At 44.0% G+C, this 19,675-nt stretch carries 16 protein-coding genes and 4 tRNA genes; 5 read left to right on the plus strand and 15 right to left on the minus strand.

Translation table 11 applies throughout. From position 1 onward, the window contains the following. The first annotated feature begins 23 nt into the window (after positions 1–23). Together DRED_RS13600 and DRED_RS13605 are read left to right on the plus strand one after the other, a co-directional pair. Positions 24–1,130 carry an ABC transporter substrate-binding protein gene (locus DRED_RS13600; protein ID WP_238442628.1) on the plus strand — a complete coding sequence of 369 codons (1,107 nt, stop codon included), beginning with the start codon at positions 24–26 and terminating at the stop codon, positions 1,128–1,130. Positions 1,131–1,305: 175 nt separating this feature from the next. Then, on the plus strand, positions 1,306–2,421 hold the full coding sequence (locus DRED_RS13605) for an NAD(P)/FAD-dependent oxidoreductase (RefSeq protein ID WP_011878865.1): 1,116 nt from the start codon (positions 1,306–1,308) through the stop codon (positions 2,419–2,421). A 302-nt stretch (positions 2,422–2,723) separates the two neighbouring features. Here the strand turns inward: DRED_RS13605 and yihA are convergent, their stop codons facing one another. The 6 genes from yihA to tig all read right to left on the minus strand — a co-directional run bounded on the left by yihA (position 2,724) and on the right by tig (position 11,227). Next, the gene (gene yihA / locus DRED_RS13610; protein WP_011878866.1) at positions 2,724–3,341 is read right to left on the minus strand and encodes a ribosome biogenesis GTP-binding protein YihA/YsxC; all 618 of its coding nucleotides are present in this window, start codon (positions 3,339–3,341) and stop codon (positions 2,724–2,726) included. Further along, positions 3,338–5,770 carry an endopeptidase La gene (lon, locus tag DRED_RS13615; RefSeq protein ID WP_011878867.1) on the minus strand — a complete coding sequence of 811 codons (2,433 nt, stop codon included), beginning with the start codon at positions 5,768–5,770 and terminating at the stop codon, positions 3,338–3,340. The genes yihA and lon overlap by 4 nt, the downstream gene beginning before the upstream one ends. A gap of 212 nt (positions 5,771–5,982) precedes the next feature. Then, on the minus strand, positions 5,983–7,698 hold the full coding sequence (gene lonB, locus DRED_RS13620; RefSeq protein ID WP_011878868.1) for an ATP-dependent protease LonB: 1,716 nt from the start codon (positions 7,696–7,698) through the stop codon (positions 5,983–5,985). Between the two features lie 287 nt (positions 7,699–7,985). Then, positions 7,986–9,236 carry an ATP-dependent Clp protease ATP-binding subunit ClpX gene (gene clpX, locus DRED_RS13625; RefSeq protein WP_011878869.1) on the minus strand — a complete coding sequence of 417 codons (1,251 nt, stop codon included), beginning with the start codon at positions 9,234–9,236 and terminating at the stop codon, positions 7,986–7,988. Positions 9,237–9,255: 19 nt separating this feature from the next. Then, a complete protein-coding gene (gene clpP / locus DRED_RS13630) occupies positions 9,256–9,843 on the minus strand; it encodes an ATP-dependent Clp endopeptidase proteolytic subunit ClpP (RefSeq protein ID WP_011878870.1) in 588 nt (195 codons plus the stop codon). 76 nt (positions 9,844–9,919) lie between these two features. Beyond that, positions 9,920–11,227 carry a trigger factor gene (gene tig / locus DRED_RS13635; RefSeq protein WP_011878871.1) on the minus strand — a complete coding sequence of 436 codons (1,308 nt, stop codon included), beginning with the start codon at positions 11,225–11,227 and terminating at the stop codon, positions 9,920–9,922. A gap of 421 nt (positions 11,228–11,648) precedes the next feature. On the opposite strand from tig, the gene DRED_RS13640 reads away from it, so the two are divergent. Next, a complete protein-coding gene (locus DRED_RS13640; RefSeq protein ID WP_156779666.1) occupies positions 11,649–11,855 on the plus strand; it encodes a hypothetical protein in 207 nt (68 codons plus the stop codon). 214 nt (positions 11,856–12,069) lie between these two features. On the opposite strand, the gene DRED_RS13645 is transcribed toward DRED_RS13640, so the two are convergent. The 8 genes from DRED_RS13645 to DRED_RS13680 all read right to left on the minus strand — a co-directional run bounded on the left by DRED_RS13645 (position 12,070) and on the right by DRED_RS13680 (position 15,218). Continuing rightward, positions 12,070–12,154, minus strand: a tRNA-Leu gene (locus tag DRED_RS13645). Between the two features lie 10 nt (positions 12,155–12,164). Beyond that, a tRNA-Lys gene (locus DRED_RS13650) sits at positions 12,165–12,240 on the minus strand. Positions 12,241–12,248: 8 nt separating this feature from the next. Beyond that, a tRNA-Gln gene (locus tag DRED_RS13655) sits at positions 12,249–12,323 on the minus strand. A gap of 19 nt (positions 12,324–12,342) precedes the next feature. Further along, positions 12,343–12,419 (minus strand) — tRNA-His (locus DRED_RS13660). Between the two features lie 231 nt (positions 12,420–12,650). After that, the gene (locus DRED_RS13665) at positions 12,651–13,472 is read right to left on the minus strand and encodes an ATP-binding cassette domain-containing protein (RefSeq protein ID WP_011878872.1); all 822 of its coding nucleotides are present in this window, start codon (positions 13,470–13,472) and stop codon (positions 12,651–12,653) included. Further along, positions 13,451–14,257 carry a cobalt ECF transporter T component CbiQ gene (gene cbiQ / locus DRED_RS13670; RefSeq protein ID WP_011878873.1) on the minus strand — a complete coding sequence of 269 codons (807 nt, stop codon included), beginning with the start codon at positions 14,255–14,257 and terminating at the stop codon, positions 13,451–13,453. The genes DRED_RS13665 and cbiQ overlap by 22 nt, the downstream gene beginning before the upstream one ends. 21 nt (positions 14,258–14,278) lie before the next feature. Continuing rightward, positions 14,279–14,575 carry a PDGLE domain-containing protein gene (locus tag DRED_RS13675; RefSeq protein ID WP_011878874.1) on the minus strand — a complete coding sequence of 99 codons (297 nt, stop codon included), beginning with the start codon at positions 14,573–14,575 and terminating at the stop codon, positions 14,279–14,281. Then, positions 14,568–15,218, minus strand: a complete 651-nt coding sequence (locus DRED_RS13680; protein WP_011878875.1) for an energy-coupling factor ABC transporter permease — start codon at positions 15,216–15,218, stop codon at positions 14,568–14,570. The genes DRED_RS13675 and DRED_RS13680 overlap by 8 nt, the downstream gene beginning before the upstream one ends. A gap of 303 nt (positions 15,219–15,521) precedes the next feature. On the opposite strand from DRED_RS13680, the gene DRED_RS13685 reads away from it, so the two are divergent. Both DRED_RS13685 and DRED_RS13690 read left to right on the plus strand, forming a co-directional pair. Continuing rightward, on the plus strand, positions 15,522–16,223 hold the full coding sequence (locus DRED_RS13685) for an AzlC family ABC transporter permease (RefSeq protein ID WP_011878876.1): 702 nt from the start codon (positions 15,522–15,524) through the stop codon (positions 16,221–16,223). Next, complete coding sequence (locus tag DRED_RS13690) at positions 16,220–16,507, plus strand: AzlD domain-containing protein (protein ID WP_011878877.1); 288 nt, start codon at positions 16,220–16,222, stop codon at positions 16,505–16,507. Before DRED_RS13685 ends, DRED_RS13690 begins: the two co-directional genes overlap by 4 nt. A gap of 219 nt (positions 16,508–16,726) precedes the next feature. Here DRED_RS13690 and DRED_RS13695 read toward each other — a convergent pair whose 3' ends face one another. Continuing rightward, positions 16,727–19,660 carry an AAA family ATPase gene (locus tag DRED_RS13695; protein ID WP_238442528.1) on the minus strand — a complete coding sequence of 978 codons (2,934 nt, stop codon included), beginning with the start codon at positions 19,658–19,660 and terminating at the stop codon, positions 16,727–16,729. Positions 19,661–19,675: the final 15 nt, after the last annotated feature.

Here is a 19,675-nt window from a genome sequence, read left to right on the forward strand (position 1 = left end):
TAGTAGTGGATTTGCTAAGGGAGGTGTTCTTTTTGAGAATACGCTGGAGGTTATGGTTATTCATTTTGTTGCTACTCTTTGCTATAGTCGGTTTAGGTACATTTGGTGTAAAAAACTTTCTGTTTTACAGCCAGGAGACAGAAAAACCTGATCGGATAAAGGTGGTAGAGGGACAACTTACATTCCTGGCTCTACCCCATTACATTGCATTGACCCAGGGTTTTTACCGGGAACAAAACTTAGAAGTAGAAACTGCTGTTACAAACACTCCCCCAGAGGAACAGCTGAACTTAAAGGGACAGGGTGATGTATTCCTGGGCAATCTTTGTCAAACTGTTTTTACCCGCCCACTGGGAACTGGGGCAGATCTCGTAGCCTTCGGGGCATTAGCCCAAAAAGAAGGGGCCTTTCTATTATCCCGAAAGGATGACCAGAAGTTTTCCTGGGAGAATGTTAAAAAGAAAATCATTTTAGGAGATGCACCAGATACACAGTCTAATATTATTTTAGAAGAAGCTCTAAGACAAAATAATTTAGCATTACAGCATCATGTTATTATTGTGCAAAACCTGCCATCTAATCTAAAAGAGGGTGCCTTTCAGGCCGGTGTGGCCCATTATCTACAAATGCCCCAGCCCTTTGCCTATCAAATTCAAGAGAACCAACTTGGAAAAATTGCTATTTTTTTAGGAGATGCTGTTGCTCCCATCCCTTCGTTGGTTATTCTGGCACCGGAATCATACCTGAAGCAACACAGCAAGGAGTGTCAAAAGCTTGTTAATGGGCTTTGCAAGGGACTTTTATGGCTGGACTATCACAAACCAGAGGAAGCAACCAGAGTAGTGGCTTCTTACTTCCCGGAGTTGGATAAAAAAACCCTTACAGCAATTATTAAACAGTACAAAGAATTAGGTATGTGGGGTAAAAACCCGTTGATTGCAGAGGAACATTATGAACATCTAAAGGCCTATGTAAGCCGTGCCGGCGAACTAACCAACCCTGTGAAATTCAGTGATGGAGTCAATAACAAGCTGGCCAAAAAGGCTGCCAAGACAGTAAAATATATTCCCCCGGAACAGCAGAAAGAAAAGACCTGGTGGGAAAAGGTAAAGAGCCTGGATTTTAAGTGAGTTTCCGTCATAATAGGATGGCCGTGGGGAAAAATATATAATAGCCATCAGCCATGAGCCTTAAATCATACCTGCACAAAAAAGCCTATGGCTCATGGCTGATGGTCTAAATCAAAAAGCTACAGACTGATGGCTGAAAGTTAACACGGCTGACAGCTTATAAGGAGGTATTTTCGTGCGCGTTGCCATCATCGGGGCAGGTATCTCTGGACTGGCCTGTGCCCATGAGTTGGAGCATAATGGCATATACCCAGATATATTTGAAGAACGCTCCCGTTCCGGGGAGCTTTTTTCCCATGTGGCCGGTATTCTACAATTGATGAATCGTCCGGTCCGAAACCCATTGAAATGGATAAAAAAAGAATACCATATTAATTTTGAACCCCTGGCTACCTGGAAAAAGATTACCATGAATTCAGCAAATGTAACTCGAACTGTTACATCAACGAATTTTGGTTATTTTCTAGAGCGGGGCCAAGGCGAGCGTTCATTAGAAACTCAGCTATCAAATAGTATAAAAAGCAGAATTAACTTCAATCATCGTGCGAATTACTCCGAACTGGCCCAGGAATACGATTATGTAGTAGTGGCCACAGGTCACAAGGAAGCGGGCGCTACCTTGGGTATTCTAGAAGATATCTTTACCACAATGGTGCGTGGTGCTGAGGTACTGGGTGAATTTGACACCGAAGAATTAATTATGTGGGTGAATACCGACTATGCTCTAGGGGCTTATGCTTATTTAACACCTTTTAGCAATAACAGGGCCAGTTTGGTTCTAATCCATGCCAATGCCAGCCGGGAAGAAATGGAGCGTCACTGGGTAACGTTTTTAAAAAAAGAGAAACTTGATTATCAAATTACAGAGAACTTTTTACTCTCCCATACGGCTTGTTATGCCTACCCGCATCAGGTGGGAAATATTCTTTTGGTGGGTACGGCCGGTGGCTTCATGGAGTCCTTTCTTGGTTTTGGGACCCTTTCCTCCCTGCGCAGCGGTGTATTGGCTGGCAGGGCCATCGCCCGAAACCAATCTTTTAACAAAGCTGTCTATCATCTAAACCAGGAAATGAAACGATCGGTTCGACTGAGAGAAATTATAAATACCATGGATAATAAGGACTATGATCGCTTAATTGCAGCCGGCACTTTACCCTTAGTAAAAAATTTAATCTATAATACAAATTTCCCCATCTTAAAATACACCGCAGATATTTTAGAACTAGTGCGGGCCTCGGTGGATTGGCAAAAAAAAAGTATCCTGCCGGCCCGTAAACCTACTAAACGATAATTAGTAGATGTCGGAAACGCGGTTGGCATCATCAGAGGCTGGTATTCTGCAACCAATGAACCGTCTCCCACCTTTACCAAATGCAGAAAATGAAAGGGGAAAAAGAGATAAACAACCGGTAATTACACCTCACGGTTGTTTCTTGCGATTTCTTAGAATAACCCCGCAGTCTTGCTATCAGGTAAAGCAGCGACGGTATGCCAAGGCTAAGGACACCGTTACGTCTCCTTTCAGCGGGGCCAAATAGCCCTTATAAAAAAATGACATATGTTTACCAGCATTATTTTAAAAAAGAAAAACCGCTACTCAATAGCGGTTAGATTGATCCCATCTTTATGTATAAATTCATCCAGTACCTTTAATAGTTTCTCTTTGCCTCGGCCGGTTTCTGCAGAAAAAGAAATTAATTGGTGTTCTTTTGACAAGGGCAAAGATTTCTTAATAACTGCCTGTTGTTTAGCCCATTGGTTGTTAGACAATTTATCTACTTTAGTAGCCACCACCACCGTGGGTACATGATAATACTGCAACCACTCATACATTTGTTTGTCCTGGGCAGTGGGTGTATGACGGCTATCAATCAGAAGCACCACACCCTTTAGACACTCCCGCTCCTTCAGATAACCCTCAATCATTTTTCCCCACTTAATCCGTACATCAGTTGGTACTTTGGCATAACCATAGCCTGGCAAATCTACCATAAGGAATTGATCATTGTTAATGTTGAAAAAGTTTATCAGTTGAGTTCTGCCTGGGGTACTACTGGTTTTAGCCAGACCCTTCCGGTTTACCACTTTGTTAATTAAGGACGACTTGCCAACATTAGAACGTCCCACAAAGGCCACCTCGGGTAAATTCCCCGGGGGATACCCCCCGGGGTTAACTGCACTTGTTACAAATTCTGCGGCTACTATTTTCACGACGGTAACTGGGTTCCTCCTTGCTGCTGAACCTCCTGGGAATCCACCGCCGAAAAGTGCGGATTATCCATTACTGCTGCTTCTGGTTCTAAAACTGTGGTCGTGTCTACCACTTCTTTTTCCAGCAGGGCAATGGCCAACACCTGATCGATGTGATCCACCAGCTTAAATTCTAGCTGCTTTTTAATGTTGACTGGGATATCCTCCAAGTCTTTTTTGTTATCGTTGGGCAGAATGATCAATTTAATACCTGCCCGGTGGGCTGCCATGACCTTCTCTTTAATTCCACCTACGGGCAAGACGCGACCACGCAGGGTAATTTCACCGGTCATAGCAATATCATGTCGCACCTTACGTCCCGTAAGCACCGAAGCCATCGCTGTAGCCATTGTTATACCGGCAGAGGGACCGTCCTTGGGAATAGCCCCTTCGGGGATATGAATATGCAAATCCCACTTCTCAAACATTTCCTGATCAATACCAAGTTCCTGGGCACGGCTGCGAATAAAGCTATAGCCAGCCTGGGCAGATTCTTTCATGACATCGCCCAGTTTACCTGTAAGGGTCATACGACCGGTTCCTTTATAGGTGGTTACTTCGATGACCAGGGTATCACCACCCACTTCGGTCCAGGCCATGCCAGTCACTGTACCCACTTCATCATTTTGCTCCGCTACTCCGTAACGATAACGGGGAATTCCTAAGAACTGTTCCAGATTCTGGGTAGTAACCTTCACTTTTTCCGCTTGCCCAGCCACAATTTTTTTGGCAGTTTTACGGCAGATGGATGCAATCTTGCGCTCCAAATTCCTTACCCCGGATTCCCGAGTATACTCCCGAATCACTTTCAGAATGGTATTTTCGGAAATCTGGATCATTTCTTCGGTCAGCCCATGGTCTTTAATTTGTTTAGGCATCAGGTGACGCTTAGCTATTTGTAGTTTCTCTTCTTCAGTATACCCAGAAATTTGAATAACTTCCATGCGATCCAGCAAGGGCCGGGGAATGGAATACATATTGTTAGCTGTGGTAATAAACATAACATTGGACAGATCAAAGGGTGTTTCGATGTAATGGTCACTGAAGGTACTATTTTGCTCAGGATCCAGTACTTCCAGCAACGCAGAAGACGGGTCTCCTCTGAAATCGCTGGCCATTTTATCAATTTCATCCAGTAGGAATACCGGATTCTTAGACCCGGCGGTTCTCATTCCTTGGATAACCCGTCCGGGCATAGCCCCTACATAGGTTCTACGGTGACCACGTATTTCTGCCTCGTCCCGTACACCTCCCAAGGAAATCCTTACAAACTTGCGATCTAGGGCCCTGGCAACAGAACGCCCTAGGGAGGTTTTACCAACACCTGGAGGCCCAACTAAGCAGAGTATAGGACCTTTCATTTTCTTGGCCAATTTACGAATAGCTAAATATTCGGTGATTCTTTCTTTGGGATCCTTTAATCCGTAGTGGTCGGCTTCTAAAACTTCTTCCGCCGCATTGATATCAATGCGGTCTTTAGTACTCTTGCTCCAAGGCAAACTTAACATCCAATCGAGATAGTTGCGTACAACAGCTGCCTCCGCTGCCATTGGGGGCATTTTTTCCAGGCGCTCCACTTCCTTTAAAGCCTTTTCTTCAGCTTCTTTTGGGAACTTAGCCTTAGAAATTTTCTCTCTAAATTCTTCGCATTCAGCCACCCGCTCATCCTTTTCACCTAATTCTTTTTGGATGGCTTTCATTTGTTCCCTTAAATAGTACTCTTTTTGTGTTTTTTCCATTTGCTTGCGAACTCGAATGTTGATCTTACGCTCTAATTCAACAATTTCCAACTCTTTAGCCACGATACCACAAAGTTTTTCCAAGCGATCTACTATCTCAACAGATTCAAGCACGTTTTGCTTATCTTCAATTTTTAGGGCCAAATGAGAGGCAATAATATCAGCCAGACGGCCAGGTTCTTCTAAATTTACTACAGAGACCACCGTTTCTGGAGGAATTCTTTTAGAAAGTTTTACATATTGCTCAAATTGATAGACCAAACTCCTCATTAGAGCTTCTACTTCTGCACCTTTCTCAAATTCTTCCGAATACTGCTGAACTTCTACTCTAAAATAAGGATCTTGATGTTCATATTTTTCAATTTTGGCCCGAGCAATGCCTTCCACCAGCACTCTAATTGTGCCACCCGGAAGTTTTAACAGTTGCTTTACTTCTGCCACTGTTCCAATATTATAAATGTCATCCACTGTGGGCTCATCGGTCTGAGCCTCTCTTTGAGTTGCTAGGAAAATCATTCTATCCTGAACCATTGCTTCTTCTATGGCTTGAATTGATTTTTCTCTTCCAACGTCTAGGTGTATGACCATATAAGGAAATACCAAAATACCCCGTAATGGGAGCAGGGGTAAAGATTTAATTTCGGAATTCACTGCCGCACCTCCTTGTATATTCTAAACATATGTTGAGTAATTAGTTACTAAGAATAAAGTTATCATAACATAAAAGTTCTTAATACTGCTATAACAATAATTTCCACTAACAGAAAAAACCCAGCAATAGCTGGGTTTTGGAAGTTTGATGAAGGAAATCTAAAATTTTAAGTAACAAGAATACCTATTATTCACAGATATTTTTTTAATTATCAGGATTTGGCAGATTCCTGTGCTAAAAAAGCTGCAGCGGGAAGCTCTAGATTGGAAGTTAATGGCTCCCACTGTTGCTCTTTCTCTGACTGTCCCATAAGTGACCCTGTAATCACATCTCCCAAGGTATCCACAGGGATTACCTCAATACCTTCCATGTTTTTAAACATTTCTTGGTAATTCTCCCTAGGGATGAGAACCTTTTTAACCCCGGCCTGACGTGCCGCGTCTACCTTTGCCACAACGCCGCCAATGGGCTTTACTAAGCCACGAATGGATATCTCCCCGGTCATGGCTACGGTATTGTCAACAGCAATCCCTTTGATAGCTGAATAAATGGCTGTGGCTATGGTAACGCCAGCAGAGGGACCATCCACTAAACCACTGCCCAGGAAATTTACATGGATATCATAATTTTGTGGATTTACATCCATAACCCGCCGCAGTACAGTAACTACATTTTCTACTGAACTACGAGCCATACTTTTGCGCCGTACTTTTTTCCCGTTGCCACCAATCTCTTCTTCTTCAACTACTCCAGTAACAGTGATTTTCCCAGTTCCCGCAACATTGGGGATAACCGTTGCTTCCACTTCTGAGACAATCCCCATATTGGGACCATACACTGCCAGTCCGTTCACCACACCAATCTGGGGTTGAGGATTAATTTTCCGCTCGGGTCGTGGTGAGTATTGACCGCTATGGATAACCCACTCTATATCCCTTACTAGAATTTCTTTCCTACCTTCCGTAAGGGCAATACCACCAGCGATCTGAATAATATTTACAGATTCCCTGCCATTTGTGGCATACCGTTTAATGACATCTAAGGCCCCTTTCTCTAGGGGAAAACCAATCTTTTGTGCTGCATTATCTGCAATCTTCTCTATCTCATCCTGTTGCAGCGGACGGAAGAAAATTTCCAAGCAGCGGGAACGTATGGCCGGCGGAATTTCATCTGGTGTTCGGGTGGTTGCACCGACCATACGGAAATCCGCCGGCAATCCATTCTGGAAAATATCATGAATATGAGTCGGTATGTTACTGTCTTCGGTGCTGTAGTAGGCACTTTCCAAAAAGACCTTGCGATCTTCCAAAACCTTTAATAATTTGTTCATCTGAATAGGGTGAAGTTCCCCAATTTCATCAATGAAAAGCAATCCTCCATGGGCCTTTGTGACAGCCCCAGGCTTGGGTTGTGGGATTCCTGCCATGCCCATTGGGCCTGCTCCCTGGTAGATGGGGTCATGCACCGAACCGATTAATGGGTCTGCAATACCCCTTTCATCAAAGCGGGCCGTGGTGGCATCCAACTCGATGAATTTTGCATTTTCCTTAAAGGGTGAGCTAGGTACCTTTTTTGCCTCTTCCAATACCAGTCTGGCTGCTGCAGTTTTACCGACACCAGGAGGGCCATAGACAATAACATGCTGTGGGTTGGGTCCACATAGAGCAGCCCTCAGGGATTTTAAACCCTCTTCCTGCCCTATGATCTCACTAAACTTTTTGGGTCTTGTTTTCTCTGCCAACGGTTCTGTTAGGGAAATAGCCCTAAGCCGTTGCAATTTCTCCATCTCTTTACGGGATTCCTTTTCTACGGCAGTTTTATTGCCTTGTTGTTGCTTTAATAAATTCCAGAAGTACAGACCAATTACCACCGCAAAAAATACCTGTATGAAGGTGAGAAAACCCCCAAGACTGGTAAGTTCCCCCATTAATCCGACGCCTCCTTTTAGCTAACATTTCTTTTTGTATTATTGCTAAAAGGACCAGATTTTACACCCTAATTTAGGGTAATTCTTTGGATTATAGCTGTCAACCATCAGCCGTGTGCTTTTAGCTTTTAGACAACTCCCCCTGTCCCTTTGGGGAGGGGGATAAAACCCTCCTCTTTAAAGAACGATAACTCAGTACTAACAGCTAAAAGCCCATGGCTCACAGCCACTATTTTAAAAAGCAAAAACACGGGGTTTATACCCCCCGTGTTTTATTAGGCAGCACGCTACGCGCTTTCTTCTTTTTTCTTTTTAGAGTCCATTGTGATAAGAAGAGGTTCACTCTTTTTCAAAATGGCATCCTTTGTAATGACAACCTTTGAAATATCCTCCCGAGAAGGAATATCATACATAATGCCAAGCATGGCTTCTTCCATAATGGCACGCAGACCCCTTGCACCGGTTTTGCGTTTGAGAGCCTCTTTGGCTACCTCACGCAGAGATTCAGGTTGCAACTCCAAATCCACACCGTCTAATTCAAAGAGCTTTTGGTATTGTTTGGTTAAAGCATTTTTAGGTTCTGTTAATATACGAACCAGTGCTTCTTCATCTAAAGCATCTAAGGTAACAATAACCGGCAGGCGGCCTACAAACTCGGGTATCAAACCAAATTTCAGCAGGTCTTCCGGTAAAATGTTGGCCAGGATTTCGCCAATCTTTTTTTCTTTTTGGGTTTCAATTTCTGCTCCAAAGCCCAGCTGTTTTTTACCTGTACGATTTTGAATTATCTTATCAATTCCGTCAAAGGCACCACCACAGATAAACAGAATATTGGTGGTATCCAGCTGGATAAATTCTTGATGGGGATGCTTACGTCCACCCTGGGGAGGCACACTGGCAACAGTACCCTCAAGAATTTTCAGCAATGCCTGCTGAACACCCTCACCAGAAACATCCCGTGTAATGGATGGGTTTTCAGATTTGCGGGCAATTTTATCAATTTCATCAATATACACAATACCTTTTTCAGCCTTTTCTACATCATAATCAGCTGCTTGGATTAGCTTCAACAGGATATTTTCCACATCTTCACCGACATATCCTGCCTCAGTCAAAGAGGTGGCATCTGCGATGGCAAATGGCACGTTTAACAGACGAGCCAGCGTCTGGGCCAGCAACGTTTTACCACAGCCCGTGGGACCCAACATCACAATGTTACTCTTGGAGAGTTCCACGTCTTCAACTTTGCCCCCAAGGTTAATACGTTTGTAATGGTTGTAAACTGCCACAGCCAATTGTCTTTTTGCACTGTCTTGGCCGATTACATACTGGTCCAAAATGTCTTTTATCTCTTTAGGTTTTGGCAAATCGCCCATATCCATACCCAAATCGTCGTTTAATTCTTCTTCGATGATTTCGTTGCATAACTCTATGCATTCATCGCAGATATAAACTCCGGGGCCGGCCACAAGCTTTTTCACCTGATCCTGCATTTTGCCACAGAAGGAGCATTTGAGCTGGCCTTTCTCGTTAAACATATTTCCACCTCTTTTATCTTTACTTCCGATACGGCATCACCTCGTCGATGAGTCCGTACTTCTTGGCTTCTTCGGCCGACATAAAGTAGTCACGCTCAGTGTCCCGGGTAATTTGTTCCAGTGGTTGACCGGTGTGGTGGGCCAACCGGTCATTGAGTAAGTCTTTCATGCGAAGAATTTCCTTGGCATGAATATCAATATCGGTAGCCTGACCCTGAACGCCTCCCAGGGGCTGATGAATCATAATTCTAGCCATCGGGAGAGCGTAGCGCTTTCCTGGTGCTCCAGCAGCCAGCAAGAAGGATCCCATGCTTGCAGCTTGCCCCAGACAAATGGTGGATACAGCAGGTTTAATATACTGCATGGTATCGTAGATTGCCAGCCCCGCAGTAACAACCCCGCCCGGAGAGTTAATATAAAGGTGGATATCCTTCTCAGGATCCTCAGCCTCCAGAAATAAGAACTGTGCAATTACCAGGTTGGCAATATGGTCGTCAATGGGTCCACCAATAAAAATTATACGATCCTTCAACAACCGTGAATAAATATCGTATGCCCGCTCGCCCCGGTTAGTCTGTTCTACTACTATTGGTACTAAGCCTGACAAGTCCATCGCCTCCTTGATATATCTAGATCTTGTTAATAGCTATTCTACAGGGCTTTACTTAGCCAATATATTCAACTTAGTCCTCTTTTGTGCCTTCAACAACCTTGGCATTTTCGACCAGGAACTGAACAACTTTACGACGGGCTATATCTTGATTAATATGCCCCAGTTCGCCCTGTAATTCCAGAGTTTTACGTACAATTTCTGCATCTTGCTTAACGTATTCAGCAATTTTTTGAATTTCTTCGTTCGTTTCTTCTGCAGTGGCAGTAATGTTCTCAACCTTTGCAATGGCATCAAGAACCAGTTCATTCTTAACATTTTTTTCAGCATCGGGTCTCATGCGCTGGCGCATATCGTCCATACTGGTGTTGGTGTATTGGAAATATTGATCCAGGTTAATACCCTGCTGAGCCAAACGCTGACCCATACTGTTCAACATTTCTTCAACCTTTTGGCTAATCATTGCTTGTGGTATTTCAACAGTGGCTTTTTCTACAGCAGCTTCTACTGCACCGTTTTCAACGGATGACTTGGCTGTTCTTTCGGCGACTTCCATTAATTTTTTCCGAATATCGGACTTTAATTCATCCAAGGTATCGAATTCACTCACATCTTTTGCAAACTCATCATCCAAAGAAGCCAGTTCTTTACGTTTAATTTCATTAATTTTTACTTTGAAGGTTGCAGGTTTACCTGCCAAATTTTCAGCATGATATTCTTCAGGGAAGGTAACATTTACCTCTTTTTCTTCCCCCAGCTTTACACCCAGCAATTGCTCTTCAAAACCTGGAATAAAGGTGCCGGAACCAACGGTCAGGGAATAGTTTTCAGCATGACCTCCTTCAAAGGCTTCACCATCTACATAGCCGGTAAAGTCAATGAGCGTTATATCATCCTTTTTAATTTCCCCCTCTTCCAACGTTACCAATTTAGCATGGCGGTCTTGGAGACGTGCTAGTTCTTTTTCTACATCTTCGTCAGTAACTTCAGAGGAAGCCTTTGTTACTTCCAATCCCTTGTACTCGCCTAGAGTAACTTCCGGTTTAACTTCTACGGTAGCTTTAAAGATAAGGGCTTTGCCAGCTTCGCCCTGTACAATATCAATTTTGGGCTGATCAATGGGTTCCGTTGCGGTCTCTTTGAGAGCTTCCATATAAGCGTCTGGAATAATAATCTCCACAGCTTCACCAAATAGAGTCTCGGTACCTACGAAACGCTCTACCATTTTCCTAGGCGCTTTCCCTTTACGGAATCCTGGAACATTAACTTGCTTTACAACCTTTTTGTAAGCTTGATTAAGAGCCTGATCAACTCTCTCCTGCTCTACCTCGATTTCTAAAAGGACGGTGTTTTTTTCGATCCTTTCTGCAGTGGCCTTCATTTCAAGTGTTCCTCCTTAAATATCCTATAGATTATTATTCTTCCTACTGAAATTACACCCTCCCTTAGGCCGATGCAACCTTAATTATTCTTAGTTTAACCAAATATAGAAAAACTCTTATATTTAGTTCTACGAAGGTTGTCCAACTCCTGCCAAAGTCGAATCATTTACAGCCAAAAAGGGTAATTTTTTCCAGCTTACTCAATAACTAAAATACCAGGGCATAACCCTGGCAATCCTATATCATCCCAATTATACCATAATGTCTATGCTTTGCAAAACATTTGCTAACATAATATGTATACCCCTTTTTCTTAGATTTCAAGTATTGAGATAATAAAATTTTTGTTGTATAAAGAAGTTGGACAATTAAAAATAAACAGAATTTTTTGCCAATATATTTATGGGGAGGTGATTCTCTATGGTTGAAAAATGTTCTATTTGCAATAAAGAAACGACACGGGTATTGGAATGTTCTGTTTGCGGCGAAGAAGTATGTTCTTCCTGCCATGAGCAGTGCAGTGTATGTGGCCAATGGGCTTGCCATAAGCACATTGTATGTCTTAATAAAAAACTGTATGTTTGTTCAAACTGTTATGCTGAAAAAATTGTAGATTCGTTAGCTTAGCCGGGAAAACTTACTTCCGGCTTTTGTATTTGTAATAGTTAATAGTGAAATAATAGCGAAAAAGGATCGAGGTGAAGAAAATGATTTCCGGTTGGTCACTATACCAAACTCTTACTTGGCTATTGGTGGGTATCGTTACAGCAATGGTCTTATGGACAGCATTTAAATATATTAAAAAGCAAAAAACACCTAATTAAACAGGTGTTTTTTGCAATGGTGCGGATGAAGGGACTTGAACCCCCACACCTCGCGGTACCAGATCCTAAGTCTGGCGCGTCTGCCAATTCCGCCACATCCGCAAGTAATTACTGGTGACCCATCCGCGACTCGAACGCGGGACACCCTGATTAAAAGTCAGGTGCTCTACCAACTGAGCTAATGGGTCATAAAACTTGGCTGGGGCGGCTGGATTCGAACCAACGAATGCCGGAGTCAAAGTCCGGTGCCTTACCGCTTGGCGACGCCCCAATCTATCTATAAATATTAATGGGGTGGATAATGGGACTCGAACCCACGGCCTCCAGAGCCACAATCTGGCGCTCTAACCAGCTGAGCTATACCCACCACAAAGAAATTTGCTGACTCGCAGAAATTATATTACCAAAGTGTTCAACCATTGTCAAGCATTGTTTCAACAAATCATTTTTTCTTATAGTTTGTCGTCACTGCTTAATCTAAATATTTTTGCCAGAACAATTATTAATTATATATAATTTAATTTCTGTTGTCAATACTTAAAGTATTTTTCTGACACAAATAACATACAAAAATAAATACAATAAAAGATAACCGTTATTATCTAGTTAAAAGCTGTTTGATCATCGCCTGGGCGTCTTCCACCGTGACAGGTATCTTCTGCTGATACAGTTCCTGATAGGGTAAGAAGATTTGACTGGCTGTGGGTAATTCTAAATCTGCCTCCTCAACGAGCGCCGGGTCTGAGAGCAGCCTGGGCGCTCCCTGGGCAATTACCCTGCCCTCTGTAAGAATAACCACTTGGTCTGCCCACTGCACTACTAGGTCCACGTCATGGGTAGCCAGTATAATGGTTTTTCCTTGCTGGTTTAATACATCAAGGATAGAAAATAGGCTTCGTTTTCCTGATGGGTCCAAAAAGGCCACAGGCTCGTCCAACACAATCATATCGGGGTCCATTGCCAGTACACCGGCAATGGCTACTTTTTTTTTCTGCCCATAACTCAGGTGGTAGGGTGCTTTATGGGCTAAGTCCTTCATTCTTACAATACGTAAGGCTTCGTTAACTCGGTTGTTTAATTCCTCTCCCCGTAACCCCTGATTGATGGGGCCAAAGGCCACATCATCCCAAACAGTCCCTGAAAAGATTTGATCATCCGGGTCCTGAAAGACCAGCCCAACCTTCCCTCTTAACCACTGCTGGTTACTTTGATGCACCGCCCTACCCATAACGGTTACAGAACCCTGCTGCACAGTGTTAATCCCATTAAAATGTAATAAAAGGGTGGTTTTCCCCGAACCATTAGGTCCTAAAATAGCTATTTTCTTTCCTTTCTCAAAGCCTAAGGATAACTTGTCCAATGCCCGAGTGCCATCTTTATAGTAGAAGGACAAATCCTTTATTTCAATTGCATAATCCATTGGTACCCTCCCATATCAAAAAACTTAATTGTCCAAGAAGCAGAAATAACTCCTACTCCGAAGCCAAAGTCTATTTTTTTGACGCGATGGCAATGCCCGCAACAATGAAATTTACCAGTATACCCCCGGGCAAGCATGGCTAAATAAATTCTTTCAGCCCGCTCATAGGAACGCAGAAAAAGAATAGCAACAGTGGTGCCAAGTGTTTTTATTGTATGAAGGTGCCAAAGATTTCGACCCTGGGTAAACCCCCTGGCCGCCCGGGCAGTTTGCATACGATCTAACTTATCCAATGTCACAGCAATATAGCGTATGGTAAAATCCATTAATACAATAAAGATTCTAGGAACCTTCATGTGATTTAATGCATGTAGAAGATCCTTTAGCGTGATACTGGCCGATAGAAAAACCATACCTAGAAAAGCAGTTGCCATACGAAAGCAAGGAAGAACTGCGGCCTCCCAGCCCTGTCTGGAAGCAATTAATGTAAAATTCCCCAACTGCATGGTCAGCAACGGTTCTCCCGGTATTACAAAGGGAATAATCGAAACCATAACACCACCAAAGGGTAGAATCAACATTACTTTCTTAGCCAGATAAGTTGGCGAAATCCCGGCAACCATTAAGAGACCTAGCATGAACATATCCGCAGTTAACAATAGATGTTGATCCCGCAATGTCGTGGCAGTGAAAATATATAAAATAACGGCTACCAGTTTCACTCGGGCATCGATCTCTCTTACCCAAGTCTTTGTTGGTAGCCTCTCGCTAAGCATGTTTGGCATGGGCTAACCCCCGTGGCTTTATTAGGCAGAAGGGTTCTGTTTATGAATTAGGAGTTTCTTCATTCCCATCATGAATCCAAAGGTTAACAATACACCGGTGACCCCTGCAACCCCGGTGGCCAGGGATTCATTGCCAATACCGGGCATAACATAATCAGGAATTGGCGAACTCAGCACCTCCTTTCCCTCCGCTTTTACTAAAAAGTTCTTATCCTCGGCAACTCTCTCCAAGCCATCGGGATGAGGCGAGGCAAAGGGTGACAAGAGAGCAGCTACCAGAAGAGAAGCCAGTAAACCTAGAAACAATTTTCTAGTCACAACAAATATCCTCCTTTTTAAACCAGGCTGGTTGGTAGCCCATATTTAATACCGTCAATACAACGACCGCGGTGATTAAACCTTCGCCCACACCAATAATAGCATGGACCCCCAGCATGGCCGGGAGGGCAACATTAAAGGGTACCGTACCAGAAACAGCCAGTTCCAAAGTGGTCATAAGGGCCGCACCCATCACAGAAAACCATGCCGCGGCAAAGGAAGCCAGTCCTAAACCTAGGTTTCCCTTAATAATCCCCTTGATAGCAACATTAAAGGCCCAGGCTATAATGACACCAAGCACTGCCATATTGAAAATGTTAGCCCCTAGGGCTGTTATACCTCCATCTAAAAAGACAAAACATTGAATAATTAAAACAGTGGCTAATACAATACTGGCACTCCAGGGGCCCAACAATGTGGTGGCAAGGGCGGCACCCAGTAAGTGACCAGAGGTACCCCCTGCAATGGGAAAATTAATCATTTGAGCAGCAAAAATAAAGGCTGCCATCACACCCAATTGAGGAATTTGTCTGTCACTCAATTGCTGCCGTGTCTTTTTTACACTATAACCTAAAGCACCGATACTGAGGGTCGAGGCTGTGACCCAGGTTTTAACATCTAAAAAACCATCCGGAATGTGCATACAATCCCTCCTTTAAATTAAAGACTTACATGATTTTATTCTTTATGAAATATTGTATTCCTACATGTCCATGGATTTTTAAAAAACATTTCTCGTTACCTCTTTCATACTATTTGTTGGTTACTTCAAATCATTGTGTGACTTGATATTTATCTGCTCTTAGATAGCAGACCTTCATCCCTGTATTACAAAGAAATATTGTATGCAATATACCTTTAGGGTTTGCGTCTAACTGACTAACATTGTGTTTAAAATTCTGCTATTATATGGAATGTACATTATTGTTTTAAGGAGGTCTTTCTCTTGACCCATTCCTTTAAAGAAGGTTTTAAAGCTGCATTACCCGTGGTCTTTGGCTACTTTCCCATTGGCATGGCCTTTGGTGTATTGGCCGTTCAGTCTGGAATGACCACCTTAGAGGTCTTTATGATGTCTTTACTGGTCTATGCAGGATCTGCCCAGTTTATTGCTGCAAGTCTACTGGCAACTCAGGCGTCTATTGGTACAATTATATTCACTACTTTTTTGGTGAATTCCCGTCATCTGCTCATGACAGCCTCTCTGGCACCCTATATGAAGAAAATAAGTTCTAAGCTTTTATCCCTCTTAGGCTTTTGGGTAACAGACGAAACCTTTGCTGTTTCCATTGCTGCGGTGGCCAAGGAGCCTAAGGATAAGGGTTTTTTCTTAGGTTTGTATATTACCTCCCATGTTGCCTGGATTTCCAGCACAGTTCTGGGATCAATGATGGGTAACTTTATTCCCAATCCAGAAAAATTTGGTTTGGACTTCGCTTTACCGGCTATGTTTATTGCTCTGCTGATTTTACAGGTAAGGCATAAAAAAGCCCTTGCCATTATTATTATTTCTGCTGCCTTATCCATTGGAATCAAATTAAACATGGCAGGTAGTTGGAATATAATTTTAGCCACTGTGATTTCTGCTACGATAGGAGTGTTAATGGATAAATGGATGGAAAAATCCTCACAGTCATTATCGGCATGATGGTGGTTACATACATACCTCGTATGCTGCCTCTGGCCATCTTGTCCCGGATGAATATTTCCAAGAGTTTTATGAACTGGTTGAGTTACGTACCAGTGGCAGTTTTATCTGCTTTGCTGGCACCGGAGTTACTATTAAAAGATGGACAACTTAGTATTAATTTGTCCAATACCTATCTCCTGGCAGCTATCCCTTGTTTTGCTGCAGGATTTTTTTCTAAGAGCATTTTTTTAACCGTAGTGGCAGGAATGGCAGCGATAGTTCTTTTGAATAATGTGCTTTAGTCGTTAGACTTCTGGGCATTCCTCTGGGGGGCGGCCATGGGCCTTAGCATAAATTCAAAAAAGACCAATTTCCTTGGAAGTCCAGGAATTGGTCTTTTTCTTTTCTACCTTAAATCTTCTGATTCGGTAATCCTCTCGGGATGTTGATGATAAAGCCCTTCTATCGGCGATGACTCCGGACTAACAGCGAATGACTAAAGGCTAACAGCTAACGGCTTTTTACAGTTTCGTCCCTTCCATAGGTAAGTACTGCAGATTTAGGACATGCTCCACTTTATCGTCAAAGGCCTGGTCGTGGGATACCAATAAAAGCTGCTCAAACTTACATTCCTCCTGGGCCTTACCAATGGCCTCTGCTAGCATAGAGCGGCTTTCTGCATCCAGACCGTAGGTAGGTTCATCAAAGGCACAGAAACCCGCCCGGGAAAATTCCTTTACCATCGCCAATTGCATGGCCAAAGCAGCTTTCATCTGCTGTCCGCCGGATAAGCTGGCAAACCGCTTCTCCCCGGATACGGTGGTCACATAAAGGGTATAATCTCCGGACCGCCAGTTAAACTGAGCCGCTTCACTACTCATGGTGTTATAGATGGTTTGGGCCTGGGCAGCCACCCGGGAGGTAAGGTTACGGGCCACGGGTTCCTGGGAATTTTTCAAAATATACCGTGCCTTCTCCAAAATATTTTCCTGTGCCTGCAAACGGACCCATTCCTTATATTGCTGATCCCGCTGCAGGAGCAATTTATCCATAACCTCAACCCGTTTGCGTTGTTCCTCCACCCACCGGACAGCTTCCGCCAGTTTACTGGTGGCTTCACCCAGGTCAAGGTTAGCCCGGGCATAGATTGCTTTTAGCTCTTTATGCTTTTCTGGGCTATAAGCGGCTTCGGCTTCCTTAAATCTTTGCTCGGCTTGCAGTAGTTCAATCTCCAGGGTCTTTCGTTTCTTTTTACACTCTTCTAAGCTATTCAAATATAGCTCATATTTCTCGGCCACAGGCTGGTTTTGTAGGTAAAGGGTGTATCCCGGTAGGTGACATGTTTTGTTTGCTGTGGCTTCGGCCAGTTTGTTATCAAGACCGTGAAAGGGTGCCAGTTGTTGCTCCATATCCTTAATTTGATGCCTTACCCCCTTAAGCCCGGTCTCGATGTGAAGTGCCTTTTTTTCCGCGTTCTCGGCCGATTGTTGGAGTCGTTTGATCTCCTCCCAGAGGACCTTAAGGGCGGTTTCTTCCGCTGCCAACTCCTTCTTATATCCCACACGTTGGGTCAGCATTGCCTGTGCCATCTTATACTGTGACTCGACAGCTGGCTGCCAAAGCTGGTACCGCTGGTAGAGCGCCATCTGGAAGTTCTTCATCCTCCCTATCAGTGTTTGGAAGTAATTGGCAGATAAATCTTTGGTTTCTGCCAGTGTTTCCAGTCTGGCAAGCTCTCCCCCTAATTTTAAAACTTGGGCAAGGTTCTCGGCTGCAGTCCTGCCTTTGGCATCCTCCATTTGTCCATATAACCCTGTAATACCCTTAGCCAGCTGGCTGGCCCGGGCCAGTTTCTCCAACTGGGTTTTCTCCGCTGCCAGGCATTTTTCCACCTGATTTCTAGCCAGCGAAAGTTGCTCTAATTTTTCCTTATGTTCCACTGCTGCCTGCTGTAACTTTCCATTCAAAAGGGCCAAATCTTCTCTGGCCTTAGCCGGATCGAACTGGTTACAGGAGGTCCCTAACAAAGGGCATTGCCCACCGGAAAGCCTAGCCAGTTGCTGCTCTAAAGTGATCTTATCCTGTCTGGTTCTTTCTAAAAGCAAACGACATGACTGCTCTTGGCTTTCGACCTTTGCCAATTCCTCCTTCGCCTTAACCAACTGCCCCGCCATATGCTGATCCAACTGCTGGAGGATTTGTTCTAAATCCGTTAGTTGTTCAATGGCCGGTTTGTTGATGGCACTCATACCCCGCAGCCATTCCACAACAGCGGTCAGGTTGGTACGTAAGTCCTCTGCCTGACGGTACGACCGTTGGCAAGCCTCTTCTCCCCCTTGGTACTGCTCTAGGTTCCAGCCAAGTTTTTCTATTCTTGGTTGATAATCCAGCTCCTTTGAGACTGCATTTTCCCGATCCCGCTGGGCCTCAAGCCTTCTGGCTTCCAGGTCCTTGGCCATACCTGTTTCTTCCCGCTGCAGGTCCATCAGTTTCTTTTGCATTTGATCCCGTCTAAGCCGTTGTTTTTCCAGTTCCGCAATCTGCATTTCCAGTTGGGTATAGGCTTCAAAGTCCAATTGATTTTGCTGCAAGATTTTACCTGCCTGCCTAGCCTCTTCAACCCTGACCGTAGAGGTGTTTACATCGGCATTGGCTTGTGCCACAAGATTTCTGGCCTCACTGACCTTCAGCATAGCCGACTGATAAGTGTTCATCAGAGCGTCATACTGTTCCAATTGCCCGGCGGCTTGCTTAAGCTGTTCCTGGCATTTTTCCACCAATATCTCTAAGGTGGTCCTTTGCTTAACTCCCTCTTCCAACTTTTCCGGTGCATCCTGTATTTGTGATATTTGCCCTTCCAGACCACTAATAACAGCCCGCAGGCTAGCCATATCCTGACGAATCCCATTACAGGGTTCCCTCAGAACTTCAAAACACTGTCGGAAAATATCCACATCCAGCAGTGGGTCAAAGTGATTTTTCGCTTCGCTGGGCTTTAAGTCAAAGGGTATGGTGAATCTCCCCTGCTTAACACCCAGCAGGCTATGGTACACTTCTGCCAGCCGGTCAGGGTTTTCCACCCCCGCCATGTGGGCGAGAAAATCTTTTACTTCTTTTTCCCCTTCTGCCTCAATAAAATCATCATCCTGCCGTATCACTTTCCAGCGTCTGCCACCATTACCCACGTCCCGTTCCACCCTGTAAAGACAATCTTCATGCCAGAACCACACATCAACTTCCCCGGCTTTGCAGCCGTTTCTTAATAGGTATGTATTCTTTGCAATCCTTGTATTTCCCCGCAGGGGCTCGGCATCGAAAAGAGCATAACCGATAGCTTCGATAAGAGAACTCTTGCCTGCCCCATTCTTTCCGGCAATCTGGTTGATACCGGGTTCCAAGTGGATGGTAACACCCTGACCCTTTTCCCCCTCACCGTAGCTTTTTATATTCTTCAATCTTACCCTTTGCAC

This window comes from Desulforamulus reducens MI-1, from assembly GCF_000016165.1.
In the GTDB taxonomy this organism is placed as follows: Bacteria; Bacillota; Desulfotomaculia; order Desulfotomaculales; family Desulfotomaculaceae; genus Desulfotomaculum; species Desulfotomaculum reducens.